Source organism: Sedimentitalea nanhaiensis DSM 24252 (genome assembly GCF_000473225.1).
GTDB classification, from domain to species: Bacteria; Pseudomonadota; Alphaproteobacteria; order Rhodobacterales; family Rhodobacteraceae; genus Sedimentitalea; species Sedimentitalea nanhaiensis.
Window position 1 is genome coordinate 3897193 of record NZ_KI421509.1, and the last position, 21158, is coordinate 3918350.

At 59.6% G+C, this 21158-nt stretch carries 25 protein-coding genes; 19 read left to right on the top strand and 6 right to left on the bottom strand.

The genetic code is table 11. The annotated features are described in order from the left end of the window. Positions 1-6 precede the first annotated feature (6 nt). Together NANH_RS0121290 and NANH_RS0121295 are read left to right on the top strand one after the other, a co-directional pair. The gene (locus NANH_RS0121290; RefSeq protein WP_027263859.1) at positions 7-681 is read left to right on the top strand and encodes a hypothetical protein; all 675 of its coding nucleotides are present in this window, start codon (positions 7-9) and stop codon (positions 679-681) included. Further along, a complete protein-coding gene (locus NANH_RS0121295) occupies positions 678-1031 on the top strand; it encodes a hypothetical protein (RefSeq protein WP_027263860.1) in 354 nt (117 codons plus the stop codon). The genes NANH_RS0121290 and NANH_RS0121295 overlap by 4 nt, the downstream gene beginning before the upstream one ends. A 17-nt stretch (positions 1032-1048) precedes the next feature. Here the strand turns inward: NANH_RS0121295 and NANH_RS0121300 are convergent, their stop codons facing one another. Next, positions 1049-1861: a quinoprotein dehydrogenase-associated SoxYZ-like carrier gene (locus NANH_RS0121300; protein ID WP_027263861.1), complete on the bottom strand. Its 813-nt coding sequence runs from the start codon at positions 1859-1861 to the stop codon at positions 1049-1051. A 122-nt stretch (positions 1862-1983) separates the two neighbouring features. Here NANH_RS0121300 and NANH_RS0121305 point away from each other — a divergent pair, with 122 nt between their 5' ends. Next, positions 1984-3012: a quinoprotein relay system zinc metallohydrolase 2 gene (locus NANH_RS0121305; protein WP_027263862.1), complete on the top strand. Its 1029-nt coding sequence runs from the start codon at positions 1984-1986 to the stop codon at positions 3010-3012. 4 nt (positions 3013-3016) lie between these two features. Here NANH_RS0121305 and NANH_RS0121310 read toward each other — a convergent pair whose 3' ends face one another. Beyond that, positions 3017-3640: a hypothetical protein gene (locus NANH_RS0121310; RefSeq protein ID WP_036051086.1), complete on the bottom strand. Its 624-nt coding sequence runs from the start codon at positions 3638-3640 to the stop codon at positions 3017-3019. A 161-nt stretch (positions 3641-3801) separates the two neighbouring features. On the opposite strand from NANH_RS0121310, the gene NANH_RS0121315 reads away from it, so the two are divergent. The 6 genes from NANH_RS0121315 (at position 3802) to NANH_RS0121345 (ending at position 9780) form a co-directional block, all read left to right on the top strand. Then, positions 3802-4914: an S-(hydroxymethyl)glutathione dehydrogenase/class III alcohol dehydrogenase gene (locus tag NANH_RS0121315; protein WP_027262817.1), complete on the top strand. Its 1113-nt coding sequence runs from the start codon at positions 3802-3804 to the stop codon at positions 4912-4914. A gap of 8 nt (positions 4915-4922) precedes the next feature. Next, positions 4923-5747 (top strand): S-formylglutathione hydrolase, encoded by an 825-nt coding sequence (fghA, locus tag NANH_RS0121320; RefSeq protein ID WP_027263864.1) that lies wholly within the window; start codon positions 4923-4925, stop codon positions 5745-5747. Between the two features lie 251 nt (positions 5748-5998). Continuing rightward, the gene (gene xoxF5 / locus NANH_RS0121330; RefSeq protein WP_027263866.1) at positions 5999-7801 is read left to right on the top strand and encodes a lanthanide-dependent methanol dehydrogenase XoxF5; all 1803 of its coding nucleotides are present in this window, start codon (positions 5999-6001) and stop codon (positions 7799-7801) included. A 140-nt stretch (positions 7802-7941) separates the two neighbouring features. Next, on the top strand, positions 7942-8415 hold the full coding sequence (locus NANH_RS0121335; RefSeq protein ID WP_245601541.1) for a c-type cytochrome, methanol metabolism-related: 474 nt from the start codon (positions 7942-7944) through the stop codon (positions 8413-8415). Between the two features lie 22 nt (positions 8416-8437). Next, entirely contained in the window at positions 8438-9235 is a 798-nt protein-coding gene (locus tag NANH_RS0121340) for a substrate-binding domain-containing protein (protein ID WP_245601490.1), read from the top strand. Further along, positions 9232-9780 (top strand): PQQ-dependent catabolism-associated CXXCW motif protein, encoded by a 549-nt coding sequence (locus NANH_RS0121345; protein ID WP_027263869.1) that lies wholly within the window; start codon positions 9232-9234, stop codon positions 9778-9780. Before NANH_RS0121340 ends, NANH_RS0121345 begins: the two co-directional genes overlap by 4 nt. A 2-nt stretch (positions 9781-9782) precedes the next feature. Here the strand turns inward: NANH_RS0121345 and NANH_RS0121350 are convergent, their stop codons facing one another. Genes NANH_RS0121350 through NANH_RS0121360 form a run of 3 tightly spaced genes read right to left on the bottom strand, consistent with a single transcriptional unit; the run spans position 9783 to position 12062 of the window. Next, entirely contained in the window at positions 9783-10592 is an 810-nt protein-coding gene (locus NANH_RS0121350) for a quinoprotein dehydrogenase-associated SoxYZ-like carrier (RefSeq protein WP_027263870.1), read from the bottom strand. Next, positions 10589-11557, bottom strand: coding sequence for a YncE family protein (locus tag NANH_RS0121355; RefSeq protein ID WP_036050188.1), 969 nt, complete (start codon positions 11555-11557; stop codon positions 10589-10591). The genes NANH_RS0121350 and NANH_RS0121355 overlap by 4 nt, the downstream gene beginning before the upstream one ends. After that, positions 11520-12062, bottom strand: a complete 543-nt coding sequence (locus tag NANH_RS0121360) for an SRPBCC family protein (RefSeq protein ID WP_027263872.1) — start codon at positions 12060-12062, stop codon at positions 11520-11522. Before NANH_RS0121360 ends, NANH_RS0121355 begins: the two co-directional genes overlap by 38 nt. A gap of 222 nt (positions 12063-12284) precedes the next feature. Between NANH_RS0121360 and NANH_RS0121365 the strand changes: the two genes are divergently transcribed. From NANH_RS0121365 to NANH_RS0121405, 9 genes are all read left to right on the top strand, one after another. Then, complete coding sequence (locus NANH_RS0121365) at positions 12285-13472, top strand: ABC transporter substrate-binding protein (RefSeq protein ID WP_027263873.1); 1188 nt, start codon at positions 12285-12287, stop codon at positions 13470-13472. 13 nt (positions 13473-13485) lie between these two features. Then, complete coding sequence (locus NANH_RS0121370; RefSeq protein WP_027263874.1) at positions 13486-14460, top strand: YVTN family beta-propeller repeat protein; 975 nt, start codon at positions 13486-13488, stop codon at positions 14458-14460. A gap of 14 nt (positions 14461-14474) precedes the next feature. After that, entirely contained in the window at positions 14475-14915 is a 441-nt protein-coding gene (locus NANH_RS0121375; RefSeq protein ID WP_027263875.1) for a cupredoxin domain-containing protein, read from the top strand. A gap of 15 nt (positions 14916-14930) precedes the next feature. Then, positions 14931-15185 (top strand): PepSY domain-containing protein, encoded by a 255-nt coding sequence (locus NANH_RS0121380; RefSeq protein WP_027263876.1) that lies wholly within the window; start codon positions 14931-14933, stop codon positions 15183-15185. Between the two features lie 35 nt (positions 15186-15220). Continuing rightward, positions 15221-16186, top strand: a complete 966-nt coding sequence (locus NANH_RS0121385; RefSeq protein WP_027263877.1) for an ABC transporter substrate-binding protein — start codon at positions 15221-15223, stop codon at positions 16184-16186. A 71-nt stretch (positions 16187-16257) separates the two neighbouring features. Beyond that, complete coding sequence (locus NANH_RS0121390; protein WP_081710573.1) at positions 16258-16950, top strand: ABC transporter permease; 693 nt, start codon at positions 16258-16260, stop codon at positions 16948-16950. After that, positions 16947-17540, top strand: coding sequence for an ABC transporter ATP-binding protein (locus tag NANH_RS0121395; protein ID WP_027263879.1), 594 nt, complete (start codon positions 16947-16949; stop codon positions 17538-17540). Before NANH_RS0121390 ends, NANH_RS0121395 begins: the two co-directional genes overlap by 4 nt. 151 nt (positions 17541-17691) lie before the next feature. After that, on the top strand, positions 17692-18411 hold the full coding sequence (locus NANH_RS0121400) for an ABC transporter ATP-binding protein (RefSeq protein ID WP_027263880.1): 720 nt from the start codon (positions 17692-17694) through the stop codon (positions 18409-18411). Then, positions 18408-19202 carry an ABC transporter permease gene (locus NANH_RS0121405; protein WP_027263881.1) on the top strand — a complete coding sequence of 265 codons (795 nt, stop codon included), beginning with the start codon at positions 18408-18410 and terminating at the stop codon, positions 19200-19202. The genes NANH_RS0121400 and NANH_RS0121405 overlap by 4 nt, the downstream gene beginning before the upstream one ends. A gap of 4 nt (positions 19203-19206) precedes the next feature. Here the strand turns inward: NANH_RS0121405 and NANH_RS0121410 are convergent, their stop codons facing one another. Then, entirely contained in the window at positions 19207-19410 is a 204-nt protein-coding gene (locus tag NANH_RS0121410; RefSeq protein ID WP_027263882.1) for a hypothetical protein, read from the bottom strand. A 177-nt stretch (positions 19411-19587) separates the two neighbouring features. Between NANH_RS0121410 and NANH_RS0121415 the strand changes: the two genes are divergently transcribed. Continuing rightward, positions 19588-21156 carry a sensor histidine kinase gene (locus NANH_RS0121415; protein WP_027263883.1) on the top strand — a complete coding sequence of 523 codons (1569 nt, stop codon included), beginning with the start codon at positions 19588-19590 and terminating at the stop codon, positions 21154-21156. Positions 21157-21158: the final 2 nt, after the last annotated feature.

Consider the following 21158-nt stretch of genomic DNA (forward strand, 5'->3'; position numbering starts at 1 on the left):
TTCAGGATGTTGAAAACGCTGATGCTGACGCTGTCCGCTATGGTGCTGGTTGGGTCACTGACCGCCAGTTCTGCCGCGGAAACAAAGACCTACGATCTTCTCTTCCGTACTGGAACGCTTGACCGGATCGAACGGGGCACCGAATTGATCTATAGCCGTCGGGTGCGGAACGCGCTGGACGATCAGGCGGCCACACGCGGCACTGGCGATGTCGCGCTGGTGGTCAAACCGGGCGAACCTGCAATGGCGGAACTTGATTTTCGTCAAGAAGCCAAACATCGTTCGCTGGGGCGGTTTCCGGCCAGCGTCGGTAATCCAATGATCATGTATTTCTATGAAACGGTGATCCGCGACATGGCCGCAAGTGCGGGTGGCAGCCCATTCTATATCCGTAACCGTGTAAAAGAGATCCTGACCGAACAAGGCGAGGTGAAAACCACTCAATCCCAGTACGAGGGGCGGACAATCTCCGTACAGACAGTGCGTCTGCGCCCTTTTGCCGACGACCCGAACCGGGACCGGATGCAGGGTTTTGACGATCTGGAGTTGAGAGTTTCCATGTCCGATGCCGTTCCGGGCTGGTACCTGAGCCTGGTTGCAGAGGCACCGAACCCGACCGGAAAGGGTGCCCCGACGTACCTCTTGGAACTGCAGTTTGACCGGTTGGAAGCCGTACAATGAAACATCTGGCCTTTGTGATCGCGACCTTGGTCAGCCTCCCTGGCGGGGCTTGGGCCCAAAGCGTCGCCGAACGGCTGAATGACTATCCCACAGCCGCACGGGCGGACTATGTCTTTGCCTGCATGGCAACCAATGGGCAAAGCCGCCTGATGCTGGAACGCTGTGCCTGTTCAATTGACGAGATCGCCTCGATCCTGCCCTATGAGCGGTATGTGCAGGCGGAAACGGTGCTGTCTATGCGCCGGGTGGGAGGCGAGCGCATGGCGGTCTTTAACAGCGCTGTAGCGGCGCAAACACCCGTCGCCGACCTGCGCCGCGCACAGGCCGAAGCCGAGATTATCTGTTTCTGAACGGCCCGAAGCCTGCCTCAGCTGGCCGCTGCCTTGGGCAGGGATTTTTCGAACCGATTTCCATCCGTGTCGGTCGCTTTCACCGTCAGGTCGGTTGCCCCGTTGTCGGTGTAGGTAAAGCGGAACACCGGGTTTTCAGAAATCGAGATCCCGCCATCCATCGAGAACAACAGATCCTCGCCTTGCCAGACTTCGAGATGATCGATGAAATGCGCAGGGATGAACAGTTGCGTGATTTGATCGCGCTGCAGCCCGGAATAATTGGGGTGGCGTATCATGATCTGGGCCTCGCGCCGTGGCGTCGACATCTGCGCCGGTTCACCGAACATGCGCAGCTTCATCTGGCCCATCGACGCCAATGCGACCTCAGGATCCCGTGTGGCCGGCGCAGAACAGCCGCCAGATGCCTTTATATATCGCCCCGCCATCTGCAGCCCGTCGGGGGTTTCGGTGATCACCCGCAGATTGGAATATTGATTGACACGCACGCGCAGTTCGAACTCCAGCGGTGCCATCGCTTCGGAAAACGTGAACTCGGCGGCAACCGGTGCCGGGTTCTCGTCAATCACCACAGTCGCACGCGTGATCTGTATACCGGGGTCGATCTGGCGCAGCACCACCGGTACCGTTGCCGCGTCATGGGCACGATAGGGCGCATCGACCTGCAACATCGCATCGCCATTGCCAATCGGCACCTCGCCCACAATATCGCCGCGCAACTCTTGCCAGGTGTCGCTATCGGTCAGCGGGTTATTGACCGCTTCGGTGGCCCAGACCGGGGTCGCCGTCAACAACACAAACGCCACAGCGTTCCGAAAATGTCTGGCCATGCCATCTCCTCCTGCATGGGGTTTCGGGCCTTATGCCACATTTCAACATCGCATTATACCGCGACCTTAGGTTGATAGCGGAACACAATAGCGTGTGACACTATGGCGGCGGAGGCGACACGATGTTCGAAGCGGTTTTAACTCTGTGTATGAGCCTGGCAGGCGCACCGTGCCGGGACCAGTTGTTGCCGGGCTACGAAGCCCCGACACAGGCGGCTTGTCTGGAGGCACTGCAAGCGCACCCGCCCGAGCTGGCCGCTCAGACCGGGGATCCCACTTGCCAGCCGACTGGACCGGTGCTGCACTTTGACGAAGTCGCGCCCGGCGTCTTTGTCCATATGGGCGAGATCGCCGAGCCGGATGATGCCAACCTGGGCGATGTCGCCAACATTGGCTTTATCATCGGCGCCGATAGCGTTGCGGTAATCGACACCGGAAGCGCGCGCTGGATCGGCGAAGGAATCTGGCGGGCGATCCGCAGCCGGACGGATAAACCCATCAGCCATGTAATTCTGACCCACATGCACCCGGATCATGTCCTTGGTGCGTCCCCCTTGGTTCAAGGCGGGGCATTAGCCGTGGGCCATGTCAACCTGAACCGGGCCTTGGCCGACCGGCAGGCCAATTATCTGGAAAGTCTGGAACAACTGATCGGCGCGGGGTCTTTCCTCGGGACAGAGGCGGTACAGATCGCACAGACCGTCTCGCAGACCGCCGAGATCGACCTGGGCGGCCGGGTGCTGGATCTGCGCGCCTGGCCAATGGCGCATACGGGCAACGATCTCACCGTGCTGGACCGCGACTCTGGCATCCTGTTTACGGGTGATCTGGTCTTTCACCGCCATACCCCTGCACTGGATGGCGCGTTACTGGGGTGGCAGGCGGTTTTGGACGAGATGATCGCGCTTGGGGCCAGTCGGATTGTGCCCGGTCACGGGGGGCCGATCCTGCCTTGGCCTGTATCGGCCAGCGACATGCAGCGCTATCTGAAGACGCTCGAATCCGACACCCGCGCGGCGATAGCCTCAGGCGAACGTCTGGGCGAGGCGATCACCCATATTGCCGATAGCGAAGCCAAGCAATGGCAACTGTTTGATGCCTACAACCCGCGTAATGCGACTGTCGCCTTTACGGAATTGGAGTGGGAATGATGGTTCAGCCCTGTTCCCGCACCAGCTCTTGCAGCATCCGGGCAATTTCGAACAGGCGGCGTTCAAGCAGCACAGGGGTTTCGCACAGATAGGCGATCGACTTTTGACGGTCAGAATAGATTACCTGATCCCAGTCCAGTTTTTCTTCAAGCTTGTCGACCCGGTCGAAATCGGGTTCGTCAGCGGCCAGCAGGCGATCCATATCGTTCCGGGTTGTTTCGATCTGTTCGGCCAGCCCAATCTGGCTGAGAGAAAAATCGCCAATCCCGTCGATAATGCGCATACGGCGAGTCGACAGGATGTCGAAGACAGCGACAAAAACCCCGCCTAGAACCTGTGGATCGCCATCGTATTTCGCGGCAAATGCGGCGATCCGGGGCTGCATCTGTTCCAGATCTACCCGGCGCAACGCCAGAGTCTGTGCCAACTCGGCAACATCGCGCTGGGTGCCAGGATCCGATGTCTCCACCTGCGACTGTACGGGCAGGGGCCACATCAGTCCGATCGACAGTTGTCCCACCTTGCGTTGCACGCAGGGCCAGGTCGGATCGGCATAATCGGCGGCATGACCAAGTGTGGCCAGCCCGGCAAGGGCCAGCGTCAGAGCATTGAGTTTGTATGGCAGCATCAGCATTCCCCTCAGTGCCTGAACTATGTCCGAGGCGGTCTCGCAAGTCTATGCGGGCGAATACCCACCATTGTCTTAGTTGTTCTGAACCCGGCCTCATTCATACTCGGATTAGGACAAGGGGTTCCAGTTGAGAACCGTCAGGGGAGAGAGCACTAAAGATGCGGACGCGAGCAGCGGTGGCGGTTGAGGCCGGCAAACCACTTGAGATCATGGAAGTAAATCTGGACGGCCCGCGCGCTGGCGAGGTTCTGGTCGAGATCAAGGCCACCGGCCTGTGCCACACCGACGAATTCACCCGCTCGGGCGACGACCCCGAGGGGATCTTTCCCGCCATCCTGGGCCACGAGGGCGCCGGCGTCGTGATCGAGATCGGCGAGGGCGTCACCACGCTTGAGGTCGGCGACCACGTCATCCCGCTCTACACGCCGGAATGCCGCGAATGCGAATATTGCCTGAACCCGAAAACCAACCTGTGCCAGGCGATCCGCAGCACCCAGGGCGCGGGGCTTTTGCCCGACGGCTCGACCCGGTTCTCGATGCTGGACGGCACCCCGATCCACCACTACATGGGCTGCTCGACCTTTGCCAACCACACGGTTGTGCCGGAAATCGCGCTGGCCAAGGTGCGCCGCGACGCGCCGTTCGACAAAATCTGTTACATCGGCTGCGGCGTGACCACCGGCATTGGCGCCGTGATCAACACCGCCAAGGTAGAGATCGGGTCGCGCGCCATCGTGTTCGGCCTTGGCGGCATCGGTCTGAACGTGATCCAGGGCCTGCGGCTGGCGGGGGCGGACCAGATCGTCGGCGTCGACCTGAACGACGGCAAGGTCGATATGGCCACGCGGTTCGGCATGACCGATTTCGTCAACCCGTCCAAGGTCGATGGCGATCTGGTGGCGCATCTGGTCGAGCTGACCAGGGGCGGCGCGGATTACACCTTTGACGCCACCGGCAACGTCGGCGTGATGCGCACTGCGCTCGAGGCCGCACACAAGGGATGGGGTGAAAGCATCATCATCGGCGTCGCCCCTGCAGGCGCGGAAATCTCTACCCGTCCGTTCCAGCTGGTCACCGGACGGTCCTGGCGCGGCACCGCGTTTGGCGGCGCGCGCGGCCGCACCGATGTCCCCCGGATCGTGGACTGGTACATGGACGGCAAGATCGAAATCGACCCGATGATCACCCACAAACTCTCGCTGGATCAGATCAACGAAGGCTTCGAGCTCATGCACCAGGGCAAATCCATCCGCGCCGTCGTCGAGTATTGAGGAAAACGATGGAGATCGTGTCCGAGAATTATAGCTTTGGCGGATGCCAGACGGTCTATACCCACAGGTCGGAAACCTGCGGCTGTGACATGACCTTTGGTGCCTATCTGCCACCTCAGGCCAGGCATGGTCCGGTGCCGGTGCTGTGGTATCTGTCAGGCCTGACCTGCACGCATGAGAATGCGATGACCAAAGGCGGTTTTCAGCAACATGCGGCCCGGCACGGGTTGGCGGTGATTTTTCCCGATACTTCGCCACGCGGAACCACGGTGTCAGACGACGAGGCCTATGATCTGGGGCAGGGTGCGGGGTTTTATGTCAATGCCACCCGCGATCCATGGAAATCGCATTTCCGAATGTATGACTATGTGGTGACCGAATTGCGCAACCTGGTGACAGAGCATCTGTCGGTGCAAGACAAGCACGGGATTACCGGCCATTCGATGGGCGGCCACGGGGCGATCACTATCGCGTTGCGCAATGAAGCTTTGTTCGAGTCGCTCTCGGCCTTTGCGCCGATCGCGCAACCGACGCAATCGGATTGGGGTCGCAAACAGCTCAGCGCCTATCTGGGCGACGATGAGACCGCCTGGGCCGGACACGATTCGACGTTGCTGCTGGAAGAGTATGGCTGGAAGGGCGATATTCTGGTCGATCAGGGTGCCAGCGATCAGTTTCTCGACCTGCTTAAGCCCGAGGCGCTGGCCGACATGATGGCGCGCCGCCGCCAACCCGGGCAGGTCCGTATGCAACGCGGCTATGACCATTCGTATTTCTTTGTGAACACCTTTGCCAGCGACCATGTCGCCTGGCACGCGGAGCGGTTGCTCTGAGCGAAACCTTTGGGAGGAGGGCATCGCAAGAATGGCATCATTCTGTTTGCAAACGGTTCCGGGGATCCCGGAACTGCGGCATTGAATTTCGAATTGCGGGCCGCCCCGTCGGAGCCGGGCCGCAGCACACCGAATTGTCTGAACATTCGGGTCCAACACCCGGCGTTGAAGGCAGAAAATGGCGGTGGGTCCGACATCGGACCCACCGCCGACACCGCGGCCAGACGGCCGCACCAACGGGAGGAGCTAAAATGAAAAAGCTAACGCTTTTGACTTCCGGGATTGCCCTTTGTGTCGCCTCGATAGCGGTTGCGAATGACGATCTCGTTTCCCAGATGGATAATTCCAAGCAATGGGCAATCCAGACGGGCGATTACAAGAACCAGCGCTATTCTGCGCTGGATCAGATCAATGCCGAGAATGTGGGCGACCTGCAGGTGGCCTGGACGTTCTCGACCGGTGTTTTGCGGGGTCATGAGGGCTCGCCACTGGTCATCGGCGATACGATGTATGTACATACGCCGTTCCCGAACATCGTCTATGCGCTGGATTTGGCCAATGAGGGCCGGATCATCTGGAAATACGAACCCAAACAGGACCCGGATGTGATTCCGGTGATGTGCTGTGACACCGTCAACCGTGGCGTGGCCTATGCCGAGGGCAAGATTTTCCTGCACCAGGCCGATACCAAGGTCGTGGCGTTGGACGCCAAGACCGGCGATGTCGTCTGGGAAGCCCAGAATGGCGATGCGTCCATCGGCGAGACCAACACAGCGACCGTTCTGCCAGTCAAGGACAAGGTCATTGTCGGGATCTCGGGCGGCGAGTTCGGCGTGCGTGGGTCGGTGACAGCTTATGACATGAACTCTGGCGAACAGGTTTGGCGTGCGTATTCGATGGGTCCGGATTCCGACATCCTGATGGACCCGGAAAAGACCACCCATCTAGGCAAGCCGGTTGGTGCGGACTCGGGCACAAACACCTGGGAAGGCGATCAGTGGATGATCGGCGGCGGCACTACCTGGGGCTGGTACTCAGCAGATCTGGAAGAGAACCTGATGTACTACGGTACCGGGAACCCTTCGACCTGGAACCCGGGACAACGCCCTGGCGACAATCGCTGGTCCATGACCATTATGGCGCGTGACATCGACACGGGCATGGCCAAGTGGGTCTATCAGATGACCCCGCATGACGAATGGGACTACGACGGTATCAATGAAATGATCCTGACGGAGCAGGAAATTGATGGCCAGGCACGCAAGCTGCTAACCCATTTCGACCGCAATGGTCTGGGCTATACCATGGACCGCGTGACCGGCGAACTGCTGGTGGCAGAAAAATTCGATCCGACGGTGAACTGGACCACCGGTGTGGACATGGATCCGGCCAGCGAAACCTATGGTCGTCCCGCAGTCGTGGCACAGTACTCGACCGAACAGAATGGCGAAGACGTGAACTCGACTGGCATTTGCCCGGCGGCGCTGGGGTCGAAAGACCAACAGCCGGCGGCGTATTCGCCCAAGACCGAGCTGATGTATGTGCCGACCAACCACGTCTGCATGGACTATGAGCCGTTCCGTGTCAGCTACACGGCGGGTCAACCCTATGTCGGCGCGACTCTGGCAATGTACCCTGCGCCGGACAGCCATGGCGGCATGGGCAACTTCATCGCCTGGGACAACACCAAAGGTGAAATCAAGTGGTCGATCCCCGAGCAGTTCTCGGTCTGGTCCGGTCCTTTGGCGACTGCTGGCGACGTGGTATTCTACGGTACGCTCGAAGGTTATCTGAAGGCGGTGAATGCGGAAACCGGTGAAGAATTGTACAAATTCAAGACCCCATCCGGGATCATCGGCAACGTGATGACCTATGAGCATGGCGGCAAGCAATACATCGGCATCCTGTCGGGTGTTGGTGGCTGGGCCGGAATTGGTCTGGCGGCTGGATTGACCAATCCGAACGATGGTTTGGGTGCCGTGGGCGGCTATGCCGCGCTCAGCGACTATACCGCGCTGGGGGGTCAACTGACCGTCTTTGCTCTGCCCAACTGATCGGGACTGAGACCTGTAGAAATGTGGGCTGGCGCAATGCGATCTGCGCCAGCTCATACTTGGAAACCAGAGGTCAAATAATGAAAAAATTAAGAGTTCTGCTGGCGGCGGTTGTTGTTCTGGGACTGGGACTGGGGCAGATGGCAATGGCGCAAGGCGATGACGAGGCCAAGCCCGACAACATCGCTGTAGCCTACAGCGAAGATGGACGGTATTTTACCGAAGACGACATCCCCACCTACAATGTGGCCGAGGATGGCACCATCGATTGGCCCAGCTATTCCGGATTCCGACGTTATCACTCTGAATGCCACGTTTGCCACGGCCCCGAAGGCGAAGGGTCGAGCTATGCTCCGGCGTTGAAAAAATCCGCCATCGATATGGATTATTACGATTTCATCGACGTGGTGACCAACGGGCGTAAGCGGGTGGATGCGGCCGATAACTCTGTCATGCCGGCGCTTGGAGATAATCCAAATGTAATGTGTTATATCAATGATATATATGTCTATCTTAAAGCACGGGGTACCGATGCCATACCGCGCGGACGCCCGGGCAAAAAAGAACCGAAATCGGATGTCATTCGCGAAGATGAAAATGCCTGTCTGGGATAGATACCTAGTCGCGGCAGCGTTTATGTTGGGGCTGACAACGGCCGCACCGATGGCGCAGACTTCGGATCTGGTGTCAAAGACGGCGCTGCGGGTCTGCGCGGACCCGGCGAATTTTCCGATGTCGTCCAAGGATGGTTCGGGATATGAAAACAAGCTGGCCGAACTGGTGGCAGCCAAGCTGGAGTTGCCGGTGCAATACACTTGGTATCCAATGGCCACCGGGTTCATCCGGAACACCCTGAAGGCCAAAAAATGCGATGTGGTTATGGCCTATGCGCAGGGCCACGAGTTGGTTCTGAACACCAACCATTATCTGACGTCGGTCTATACCCTGATTGTACCCACGGATGGCGATCTGGCAGCGGTGCGGGCATTGGACGACCCGGCCCTGGAAGGACGGCGGATAGGCATCATTGCCGGGACACCGCCGGCGGCGCATATGGCCCGCAACGGTCTGATCGGACAGGCCCAAAGCTATAACCTGTTCGTGGACCGCCGTCACGAAAGCCCGGGAACAGACATGTTGAACGATTTGGCCAAAGGGCAGATTGATGCGGCCATTCTGTGGGGACCGATGGGTGGGCCATTGGTCAAAACGGATTATCCGCAATTCACGGTCATTCCGCTGATCCACGAGAAATTACCGCCTAAACTGTTTTACAGGATCACGATGGGCGTGCGGCAAGGCGAAAAGGTCTGGCAGCGAAAGTTGAATTCCATAATTCGCCGAAATCAGAGTGAAATCAATTCATTGCTCGCCGAAGCTGGCGTGCCGCAGGTTTCGGACCTGGGCACCGAGATGAAGGAGGTATCGAATTGAAACAGGCGCTGGCAGTGATCGTTATTGCGATCCTGCCGCTGGTGTTGACTGCACAGACGGTGTCAGAACCCGATGCCTATCGAATGGATCATTACCGCGCCCCGGTGCCCCAAACACTGGCGGGAGCCACAGTCGTCGGCCCTGAACAGGCATATATATTGTGGCAATCGGGCGAGGTGGGCTTTGTCGACGTCCTGCCCCAGGCACCGAAACCGCCGAACCTGCCCAAGGGCACGATCTGGCGCGACAAACCCCGCGACAGCATTCCCCGCGCGATCTGGTTGCCCAATGTGGGCTATGGCGCAATCGCCGACGTAACCGCCCAGTATTTTCGCGACGGGCTGGACCGGATAACAGGTGGAGACACGGACCATCCGGTGTTGTTTTTCTGCCTTGAAGATTGCTGGATGAGCTGGAACGCCGCGAAACGTGCGATCGAATGGGGCTATGCACAGGTCTATTGGCTACCCGAGGGGACCGATGGCTGGGCCCTGTGGGATTATCCGCTACAACGAGTTGAACCGGAAGAGCCGCAGCCGCAGTGACATCAATACCCGGCGACCCGCTTGTGCGCCGTGCTGACAGTGCCATCGGTATCGGTCATCGTCACATCGACCGATCGGGTTCCACCCGGCACGGACAGCCCCACACGGGGGTTCTCCGACAATGAAATGGACCCCGTCATGTCGACATATCCGGCCCCGTCCAGATCAATACCCACCGTTTCGACATACCGCATAGGAATAAACAAGAGCGAGATCTGATCCATCTGCATCCCCGAGTGCGAGGGGTGGGAAATATCGACGTCCAATCGGCTGAGCCGCGCGGTCAGACTGTCCAGTGTGCTGGCGGACAGACCCGGAACGCCGGTGCCCATCTGTAAATCGATCCGCCCCAAATTGGCCAGCGCCAGTTCGGGATCCGTACCGGGAGGGGCGGAACACGCACCTTGGCCCGAGGTTTTGATAAATCCCTCGGACACCCATAACCGCCCGTCGGTGGTTTCGGCCACCACATGCAGCGGCGTTGCCCCGTTCACCCGCATAGTGACATCGAAAAAGAACCGCGATTGTGGGTTCTGCAATTCAAACACAGCGGACACCGGCATCGGGTTTTCGTCCAGAATCAGCGTGACCTTGCCCACGCGCAACCCATCGGGTGCCCGGACCTGGCCCGCAATGTCCGTACGGGCATCGTCGGGCGTGCGATAGGGAGCATCTATGGCAATCACCCCCGCGCCGTCTAGCAATACCCGGTCAGCAAACAGCTGCGCCCGGACCGCATCCCAGGACTCGCCGGCAAAGGCGGGCAGGGATGTGGCGCACAATAGCGCCGCACCAAGGCCGATATGTGTCATTGGTTTCCTCCTCCCAGAAGAAATCTGCCAAAGGCCCGAGGGCCGTCGCAGGTGTCTGCCTGTCTTAGCACGGACAGGCTGTGCGCGTCGATCACAGTGATCGTATTGTCGAACCAGTTGGCAACCGCGACGGCGCTGCCATCGGCGGTGGCGTCAATGCCTTCGGGGTATTCGCCGACATCGATCTTGCCCTCGTCTGTCAGCCCGTCCAGCGCGATCACGCTGACCGTGTCTTCGTACTGGTTGGTCACAAAGGCCCGACCGCTGGCGAAGGCCACCCCATAGGGCCGGTCGCCCACAGGAACCGTGGCGGTGATACGGCCCAGGGCGGCATCGACGATGCTGAGATCATTGGTTCCGACATTGGCCACAAACAGCCGCCCGTCCGGGGCGAAACGCAAACCAAAGGGGCGTTCGCCCACGGTAACGCGATACAGCAATCCAAGGGTGCCGGCGTCAAAAATCGAGACCTGGTTGGCGTCCCTATCAGCCGAGGCAAGATACTGCCCGTCACCGGACAGTGCCAGTCCCGCAGGGGCAGCGCCCGTCTGCAACTCGGCCGTATGCGCCAGGGTGTCGCCATCCAGGGCCCAGACGCGCGCATTGTACCAATCCGAAACGAACAGCCGATTGCGCGCGGGGTCATATGCCGCACCAATGGGGCCGCCATCCAGGACAGCGCTTGCCAGAACAGTGCCGGTTGCCGTGGACATGCGGCGCACGGTCTTGCTGTCGGGCGAAACCGTGTAGATGTTGCCGGCGGTTGTCACCGCCACACCTGCCGGTTTTCCCGGCACCGGCCAGCGGGCGGCTTCCTGTCCGGTGTCAAGGTCAAGAACGCTCAGCTCCTCGCCGTTCTGACAAGTCACATAAGCCAACTCCGCCGCAGCGGGGGCCGCGGCGGTCAAAGTCAGGATCAGTACGGCTTCAGGACCCCGGCGCGCCAAAGCGATCGACCAGCGCATCCAGACCGGCCTGATAGATCCCGGTCACGGCCGCCACGGCGGCCTCGTCGTTCAGTTCTTCTGGCGGATCGTTGTTGGGATAGCCCCGGTAAAACGCCCCGCGCCACTCGATCAGCGCCCCGCCGCCCTCGCGCGGCTTGACCGTCAGATGCGAGGAATAGTTCGTCACCGGCAGCACTTCGACCTTCACATCGATGATACGGTAGGAATAGCTCATCTTGTCGTCACTGTATTTGTACAGCGCCTCGGAGATGGTCGGTCCGCCGTCTTGACCCAAAGTCAAAAGGCGGGTCGCGTCGATCTGATTTGCTCCGTCGCCCTTGGTCGAGAACACCGCCGGATGCCAGCTCATATCCTGAAAGTTTCCGATCGCGGCCCAGACTTGGGCGGGATCGGCGGCGACTTCGGCGGTCATTGTGACTTTTTGTCGAGTCGGTCCGTGCGCCAGCGCAAGAGCAGGCAGCAAAGCGGCGGAAGTTGTTATCAGAAATAGGCGTCTTTTCATCGTTCCTCCGATTTCGGCCCCATTGCCCGACGTGCTGGCGCGCTCAAAAGCAAACAAAGTCAGTCGCATAAGGCCGTTCTTAAAAAATAAGAATCGAGCCCTATCGTGAAGCTGCTACTCTGTTTGCGAAACACGGCCAAAAGTATCGGTTCCAATTGCAATCCGGATTTGACCACTGTTCAGAGATGGCCCGGCGACTGCGCCCGGGCGAGGGAGGTCTCGTTGTCGAAAATGTTTGCTCCGCTCATGGCGGGTCTGTTTCTGTGTGTCCTGGCCACGGCGTCCGTGGGGTTGGAGGTCAAGACAGCCGTCCTGCGTATCGACTATCCCCGCCTGCTGCCAATCAGCCGCTACGATCTGCGCGCCGATGATATAGGGTTTGCCGGGGCCATTCTGGCGGACGAGGATAACGGCACAACCGGCGGCTTCTTGGGGCACAGCTATGAAACCCGTACAATTGCCGTGACACCCGATGCGGCCGACGCCGCGCTCGCGCAGATCCTGTCGGATGGCATCCGGATTGTGGCCCTTCTGGCCGATGAGGCGGATCTTCTGCGCCTGACCGACCGCGCCGCAGAAGCGGGCGCGCTGGTGTTCAATGTCAGCGCCCCGGACACGGCATTGCGGGACGAACAATGCCGCCCCAACCTGCTGCATATCGCGCCTTCGAATGCGATGATGGCAGATGCAGTCGGACAGTTTGCCATTTGGAAGAAATGGCCCGAATGGCTCTTGATCTCTGGATCTAACCCGGCGGACGTAAAGCTGGCGGAGGCCTATCGCAAGGCGGCGGTGAAATTCGGGGCCAGGATCGTCCAAGATCGGGTATTCGAAGACACCGGCGGCACGCGACGCACCGATTCTGGCCATGTTCTGGTCCAACGCCAACTGCCCACGTTTACCCAGGGGGCGCCCGCGCATGACATGGTGGTTGCGGCGGATGCGTCCGACTTTTTTGCCCGTTACCTGTCGTACCACCTGTGGACACCGCGCCCCGTGATGGGATCGGCCGGGCTGCGCCCGGTGACGTTTCACGGCGCGCACGAAGCCTGGGGCGCGACCCAGTTCCAGACCCGGTTCGAGGCGCTGGCCGGTCGCTATGTAAAGCCCGAGGATTACAATGTCTGGCTGGCCCTGCGCGTGGTTGGCGAGGCGGTGACCCGCGCGAACACCGCCGACCCGGACGGTATACGAAACTATGTGCTGTCGGACGCCTTCGAACTCGCTGCCTTCAAGGGACAGAAGGTGACGTTTCGTTCTTGGAATGGTCAGTTGCGGCAGCCAATCCTGCTGTATGACGGTCAAATCACCGTCAGCGTCAGCCCGCAGGAGGGCTTTTTGCACCAGCGGTCGGCGCTGGATTCCCTCGGGCTCGACGCCCCGGAATCCGGATGCAGATCATTCAATTGATCCGGAGAGGCACATGAAAGCAACAATAATCACCTCCATTGCCCTAAGCGTCCTTGGCCTCGCCCCGGCGCTGGCGGGCAAGGCTTTTGTCTCCAACGAGCGCGGCAATACGATCACGGTGGTGGACACAGACAGTTGGGAAGTGATTGCCGAATTCTTCGGCGGCAACCGTCCGCGCGGCATTACTGTCAGTCCCGATGGTAAACTGCTTTATGTCTGTGCTTCGGATGACAATATCGTGCGGGTTTTTGACACTGAAACATACAAGGAGATCTATACCTTGCCGTCCGGTCCCGACCCGGAACTGTTCGTGCTGCACCCGTCGGGAAATCCGCTGTTCATTGCCAACGAAGACGACAACCTGGTCACTGTGACCGACACCGAAACCCATGCGATCCTTGCCGAGGTGCCGGTTGGGGTCGAACCGGAAGGCATGGCGATCAGCCCGGATGCAAAGTTTGTGGTCAATACTTCCGAGACGACCAACATGGCGCATTTCATCTCGACCGGGGACTACCAGATCAAGCACAATGTGTTGGTCGATCAGCGCCCGAGATATGCCCAATACACCGCGGATGGCACCCGTCTGTTTGTCAGCTCGGAAATCGGCGGCACAGTCACGGCGATGGATATCGCCCCGGACGGCACCCCAAGTGTTATCGGCAAGATCAAATTCGCGGTGCCCGGGGTTCTGCCGGAATGGCTGCAACCTGTCGGCGTCAAGATCACCCATGACGGTCGCCGTGTGTTCGTAGCCTTGGGGCCCGCCAACAGGGTGGCGGTAGTCGATGGCGCAACTCTCGAAGTGCTGGATTACATCCTTGTCGGTCAGCGGGTCTGGCAACTGTCGTTCACACCGGACGAACAGTTCCTGCTGACCACCAACGGAAACTCCAACGATATCACCGTGATTGACGTGAAAAAGGAAAAAGCGATCAAATCCGTTCAGGTCGGGCAACAGCCCTGGGGTGTGGCGATCATCGATTGAAAAGGAAAAAGAAGATGAGGAAAAGGCTTTTACTTACTGTTATTGCATGTTTATTTTCGAATTCGGCGCTGGCTGCGCCACTGTGCGCCGACTTGGGGTTTGCCGGCCTGCTCGCCAAGTGCAACCGGGGTGAAACCATTCCTCTCACACTCGCTTCGGGGCAAGCTTTGGGTGAAGATATTACCTTGCAATCGGGCGCATACTACAAGCTTGAGATCACCGCAGATGGGTCCGCTGAACTGGCGATTGAAGGCCCGTCATTCTTTCGCGCAATCTGGATGAATGAAATTGTGATCAACAAGATCGAAATTCGCCCCATGGCCATCGATAGCATCGAATTCGACAAGGCCGGTACGGTCGAGTTGTCGTTCATAGCGATCAAGCCCGGGCGTCACATCGTACGGATTCCCGGATCGACCGGCGAGTCCCAGCAGATCACCATCAGTATTCAATAAACTGAGGACAATCAGATGAAACAGACCTTTGCCCTGATCATGTCTCTGATCGTAGCGGCGCCTGCAATCGCCGATGAAGACCGGCCCAGCGATGAGATTGTCGCCCGGATCGAGGCGAAGCTGGCCGAGATGAAATGCCAGATGGACCCCGATGACATCGAGATAGAAGAGGACGGATATGATCTGGACGATGTGATCTGTGAGGGCGGCGATCAGTTCGACATCTTGCTGGACACCCATCTTAACGAGGTCTCTCGCCGCGCCGAGTGACGCCGGGTGACAAGGCCGTGATCAGAAAGAAAACCATGAAGGCTTTGGCCACTTCGTTCCTAATATTGCTGGCACTTGTCGGGGCGATCCGGGCGCAAGACCTGCCCCAGCTGCGCGCGGCGGTTCTGCAGATCGGTACGGTAAATTGGGAACTGGAGACGATCCTGCAAAACGGGCTGGACCGCAAACACGGGTTCGAACTGACCGTTCTGCCCTATGCCGACAACGGGGCGACCCGGTTGGCGGTCGAAGGTGGCGCGGCGGACATGGCCGTGGCCGACTGGATCTGGGTGGCGCGACAGCGGGCAGCAGGCAAGGACTATGTGTTCATTCCCTATTCGCGCGCCGTCGGAGGCGTGGTGGTGCCAAACGACAGCCCCGCCGGGACGTTGCAGGATCTGGCCGGGGGCAAGATCGGCATCGCCGGGGGGCCGCTGGACAAGTCCTGGCTGATCCTGCGGGCCTATGCACAGCAACAATACGGGCTGGACCTGAAGGCACAAACGCAGCAGGTGTTTGGTGCCCCACCGCTGATCTACAAATCGGCACAGAGAGGCGATTTGGCCGGGGCAGTCAACTTCTGGCATTTTCTTGCCAAGATGAAAGCCAATGGCATGCGGCAACTGCTTTCGGTACAAGAGGCCAGTATCGCGTTGGGGCTGGATCCGGATACGCCACTGTTGGGGTACTACTTCAAAGGTAGCTATCTGGCGCAACACCCTGGGTTGGCTCAATCGTTTTACGACGCCAGCCGCGATGCCAAGCAGTACCTGGCCACATCCGATGACGCCTGGGAGGCGATCCGCCCACGCATGAATTCCGGGTCCGACACCGAATTTGAGCAGTTAAAGGTGGATTGGCTGGCCGGAATTCCCGCGCGCGGCCCGGTGGATCGAAACGAAGTCGATAGGATTCTGGCGCTGATGAGCCGGTTGGGCGGAGTGGATTTGGTCGGGCAGGCAACAACAGTGCCCGATGGCCTGTTCGCGGACGTCAAGTGACCGGCACCCGATTCCGCAACAAAGGGCAGTTCACGACGCCGCTGTCGATTGCGGCGTTGGGACTGGTCTGGATGATTGCCGCCGCACTGACTGCGGATCCGCAAATCCTGCCCGGCCCGTTCCAGTTGATTGCGCCCATGCGTCAGGAATTGGCTTCCGGAGAGTTGCTGTATCATCTCGGCTCGACGCTGCGCCGGGTATTTTGGGCCTTTGTACTGGCGATGACCTTTGGCCTGATCCTGGGCCTGGTCATGGGGCGGTTTCCGCGCGTTGATCGCTGGCTCGATCCTTGGCTGGTGATCTTTCTGAATCTGCCCGCACTGGTGCTGATCGTGCTGTGCTATCTGTGGATCGGACTGACCGAGACCGCAGCGATCCTGGCTGTCACGCTGAACAAGATCCCGAACGTGGCCACGGTCGTGCGTGAAGGCGCGCGGGCGTTGGACCCCGAGCTGGATGCGATGGCCCGGGTCTATCGCTTGCCCGCTTGGGTCCGGCTACGCCATGTGGTGCTGCCGCAGCTTGCGCCCTTTGTTGCGGCTGCGGCGCGTTCGGGTGTGGCCGTGATCTGGAAAATCGTTTTGGTGGTTGAGTTTCTGGGTCGATCCTCAGGAGTCGGATTTCAGATCCACTTATATTTTCAGCTGTTCGACGTAACGATGGTGTTGGTCTATGCGCTGTCGTTCATCGGCGTGATGCTGTTGGTGGAATGGGTCCTCCTGCAACCATGGGAGCGGCGGGTTCGCCGTTGGCGCAACGCATGATCCGGGTTGCCATAGATGCCAAATATTTCAATGGTAAACCCGTGCTGGGTCAGGTGCATTTCAACATCGCCGCCGGTGAAACCGTGGCGCTGGTCGGGCCATCGGGTATTGGCAAGACTACGATCCTGCGCATTGTGGCGGGCATCGACACCGATTTTCAGGGCCAGGTTCAACGCCCCGACGCCTTGGCGATGGTGTTTCAGGAACCCACGCTGCTGCCGTGGCGGTCCGCTTTGGACAACTTGCTGTTGGTGCATCCGGAATTGGATCGCACAAAGGCCGCTGCCGCGTTGGTGCGGGTCGGTTTGGGGGGCAGAGAATCGGCATTTCCGGGGCAGTTGTCCCTGGGGCAGCGGCGCCGCCTGTCCCTGGCGCGGGCGTTTGCGGGGCACCCGGAATTACTGATCATGGACGAACCCTTTGTATCGCTGGATGCGGAAACGGCGGCCGAGATGATCAATCTGACCGAAGCGCTGATTGCCGAAACGGGTCTGGCAACCCTGTTCGTGACCCATTCCGCCGCCGAAGCTCAGCAACTGGCCGACCGGGTATTGCGGTTGCAGGGCATGCCCGCGCAGTTGCCCGCATGACGGGTTTGGCACGCCGGTCTTGTGGCCCGTCGGGAAACCGGGCAGGCTGGTTCGAAGAAAACCATGCGGCCTGTGCCAAAAGACGACGGATTGAAAACAAGCGGAGCAGGTCTGGCGCGATGTCGAAACCTTCAAGATTTTTCCGCGTCCAATGAGTTCGGGACTGTCCGTCAGCGGGTTGGAATTCCGATTTGGGCCGAAACAGGCGTTGGAAAACGTGTCCTTTGAAGTGCCCGCCGGCACCTTCTGTGCGTTGCTTGGCCCCAACGGTGCAGGTAAATCGACACTGGTTTCCCTGCTGACACGGCTGCTGGTGTCACCCGATGGGGCGATCCACATCGCCGGATATGATTTGCAACGCAAACCGCGCGCGGCACTGGCCGCTCTGGGCGTGGTGTTTCAGCAACCGACGCTGGATCTGAACCTGACCGTGTGGCAGAATCTAAGCTATTTCGCTGCTCTGCACGGCTTGCCGCGAAACATTGTATCGCAGCGCATCGACGCGGCGTTGGAGCGGCTGGACATGCGCGAAAGGGCACATGAAAAGGCACGCGATCTGAATGGCGGGCATCGGCGCCGGATGGAATTGGCCCGTGCGCTGTTGCATGAGCCGAAGGTGTTGTTGCTGGACGAACCGACCGTGGGTCTGGATGCTGCCGCACGCGCCGCGATCACGGCGCATGTACATGACCTGGCCGATCAGGGGCTGTGCGTGCTGTGGACCACGCATCTGACCGACGAGGTGCGCGACAGCGACCATTTGCTTGTCCTGCATCAGGGCGCAATCCTGGCCGACGGCCAAGCAGGAGCCATCCGCGGAACCAGCTCCCTTTCAGACTGGTTTCTGTCGCACACCGGTGCTGCGGCATGAGCGGTTGGTGGGGCGTGCTACGGGCCATCGTCGGCCGCGAATTTCTGCGCTATATCCATCAACGCGAACGGTTCATCGCTGCGCTGGTACGGCCCTTGGTGTGGCTGTTTATCTTTGCCGCCGGGTTTCGCGCCGCACTGGGCCTGTCTATTATCCCGCCTTATCAAACCTATATTACCTACGAGGTCTATATCGTGCCGGGCCTGTGCGCGATGATCCTTCTGTTCAATGGCATGCAAAGCTCACTGAGCCTGGTGTATGATCGCGAAATGGGATCGATGCGCCTGCTCCTGACCAGCCCCTTTCCGCGCTGGTGGCTGTTGTTCTGCCGCCTGCTGGGGTCAACCGTCATATCCGTCCTGCAAGTCTATGCTTTTCTGGCCATCGCGGCGCTGTTCGACATCACCATGCCAGCGCTTGGCTATGTTACCGTGCTGCCGGGTTTGATCCTGGGCGGGCTGATGTTGGGGGCACTTGGGCTGGTTCTGTCCAGTTTCGTCCGCCAACTCGAGAATTTTGCCGGCGTGATGAATTTCGTCATCTTTCCAATGTTCTTTTTGTCTTCCGCGCTTTACCCGCTGTGGAAAATGGCCGAAAGTTCACCTTTGTTGCGCAACATCTGTGCCGCCAATCCATTTACCCATGTGGTCGAGCTGGTGCGGTTCCTGCTGTATGCGCAGCTCAATATGGGCGCGCTGGCCTGGGTCGTGGTCAGCACCATCGTGTTGAGTGCCATTGCTGTCTGGGGCTACGATCCAGCGCGCGGGATGATGAAACGCCGCAGCGCGTGAACGGTCAGGCGTCGCGCTCGGCGTTTTCCAGCCCCCGGCATTTCCAACTCTTGATCCGGTGCGCGGGATGAGTCTGCACCCATTTCGCAAGCTCGGGTTGCGCGGCCATCAGGCAGACCATCGGAGTGATGTCCAGATAGACCAAACTATGTTCGCGACAATCCTGTTTGGCTGATACGATGCAGGCGACAAAAACCAGTTCAATCATTACAAACTCCTGTCAATACAACTTAAGTATACCTATTGATATTAACATAACTCCCACCAGAAGTCGCGTTTTGCACCTTCTACGGCCCGTTTTGTCGGAATTATGTGGTTTTCCTTGGCATTTCAGCAAATTCCGCAAATCATGCGCGGGTAGGTCTGAACGGGGGCGGGCAATACGATGTTCCTGAAAATGCGACTCGGGATCGGTGCGGCGATGCTGGGATTGGGGGCGTGTTTTGCCGCCGCCATTCTGTTCTTCGGCATGACGCGCATTGCCGACCACCTCGAGACAGCGCTCGCGGCCGAGACACGCATGGCGCGATACTCTGTCCTGTCCACGCAGGTCTCGACCTTTCTGGTGATCGCCACCGAAGCGGTGCAGACCGGCCTTCCCAGGTCCGAGCGCAGCGAACGGTTGAAGCCGGTTGCCGACAACATCATCGGAACCTTTGCACTGTTGAATTCGGATCTGGAACGGGCTGTGGCGACGGTTCAGATTTCGCGCTTGGATGCCCGGTCACGGCTGGGCACCCAGTCGCTGGGTTTGGCGCGGATGCAGGCGCTGTTTCAGAATACCCTGATCGGGCTGGACACAGACACGATTGACCGCGCTCGTCTGAGGGCACAAATCGACACCTTTGCCGCCGCCTTCGATCCGCTGCTGAACCATGCGGTCAACACCGAACGACGCCTGCGCAACGATATCCTTTCGGGCATCGAACAATTGCGCAGCACGCTGACCTGGGCCGCTATCGGGATTGCATTGTTGGCCATTCTGATGGTGCTGGCCTTTTATCTCTTGTTGATCCGGCCCCAGTTCATCCGTCTGGACAGGCTACACGCTGCCGCCGAACAAATCCGGGACGCCGATTTTGCTGTTGATCTGCCGACAACGCGGGGCGATGAAATCGGTCAGCTTTACGAGGCGACCAACCAGATGGCGGCGGCGCTGTCGGATCGCCAAGCCGCCGTTCAGGCCGAGTGGGAGCGGCTGAATGACACCATTGCGCTGCGTACAAAGGAATTGCGCACGGCCAATGAGGCACTGTCCGAGATCGACGAGAACCGGCGTAAATTTTTTGCCGATGTCAGCCATGAACTGCGCACGCCGCTGACGGTGATCCTGATGGAGGCGCAATTGGGTGCGCAAGGCGCCACCGAACCGGCTGCAGCCCTAGCAACAATACGGGGCCGCGCAGCACGGATGAGCCAGAGGATCGACGACCTGTTGCGGGTGGCGCGGTCGGAGAGTGGGCAACTGGCTCTGGACTATCGCGTCGCGGATCTTGCCGCGATCACGGCCGAAGCGATCGAAGAAACACGGTCGGAAATCGACAATGCCGGCATACAACTGCGCGCCGAGGCCCTTCCAGCATCCAGGGTTCTGTGCGACCCGAACTGGATGCGGCAGGTGATCGTCGGCCTGATCCGCAACGCAATCCGGCACGCCCGATCCGGCGGTCGAATACATGTGCGCCCGGCAGGCGACGCGCGGTGCCCCGGCATCGCGATCATCGACAACGGCCCCGGGATAGAAAAGGCGGATCAGGCCGGTGTCTTTGATCGCTTCGTTCAGGGCGGCGATGGCAGGGCGCAGGGTTTTGGCCTCGGACTGGCCTTGACCCGCTGGGTGATCGAGACCCAGAACGGCGAAATCGCCCTGATCAGCCCCGTGCCCCGGGAACAGGCGCTGGGTTCAGCGCCTGGTACTAAGATCGCGGTTCGCTTGCCAGCGTCCGGTTGCTAGGT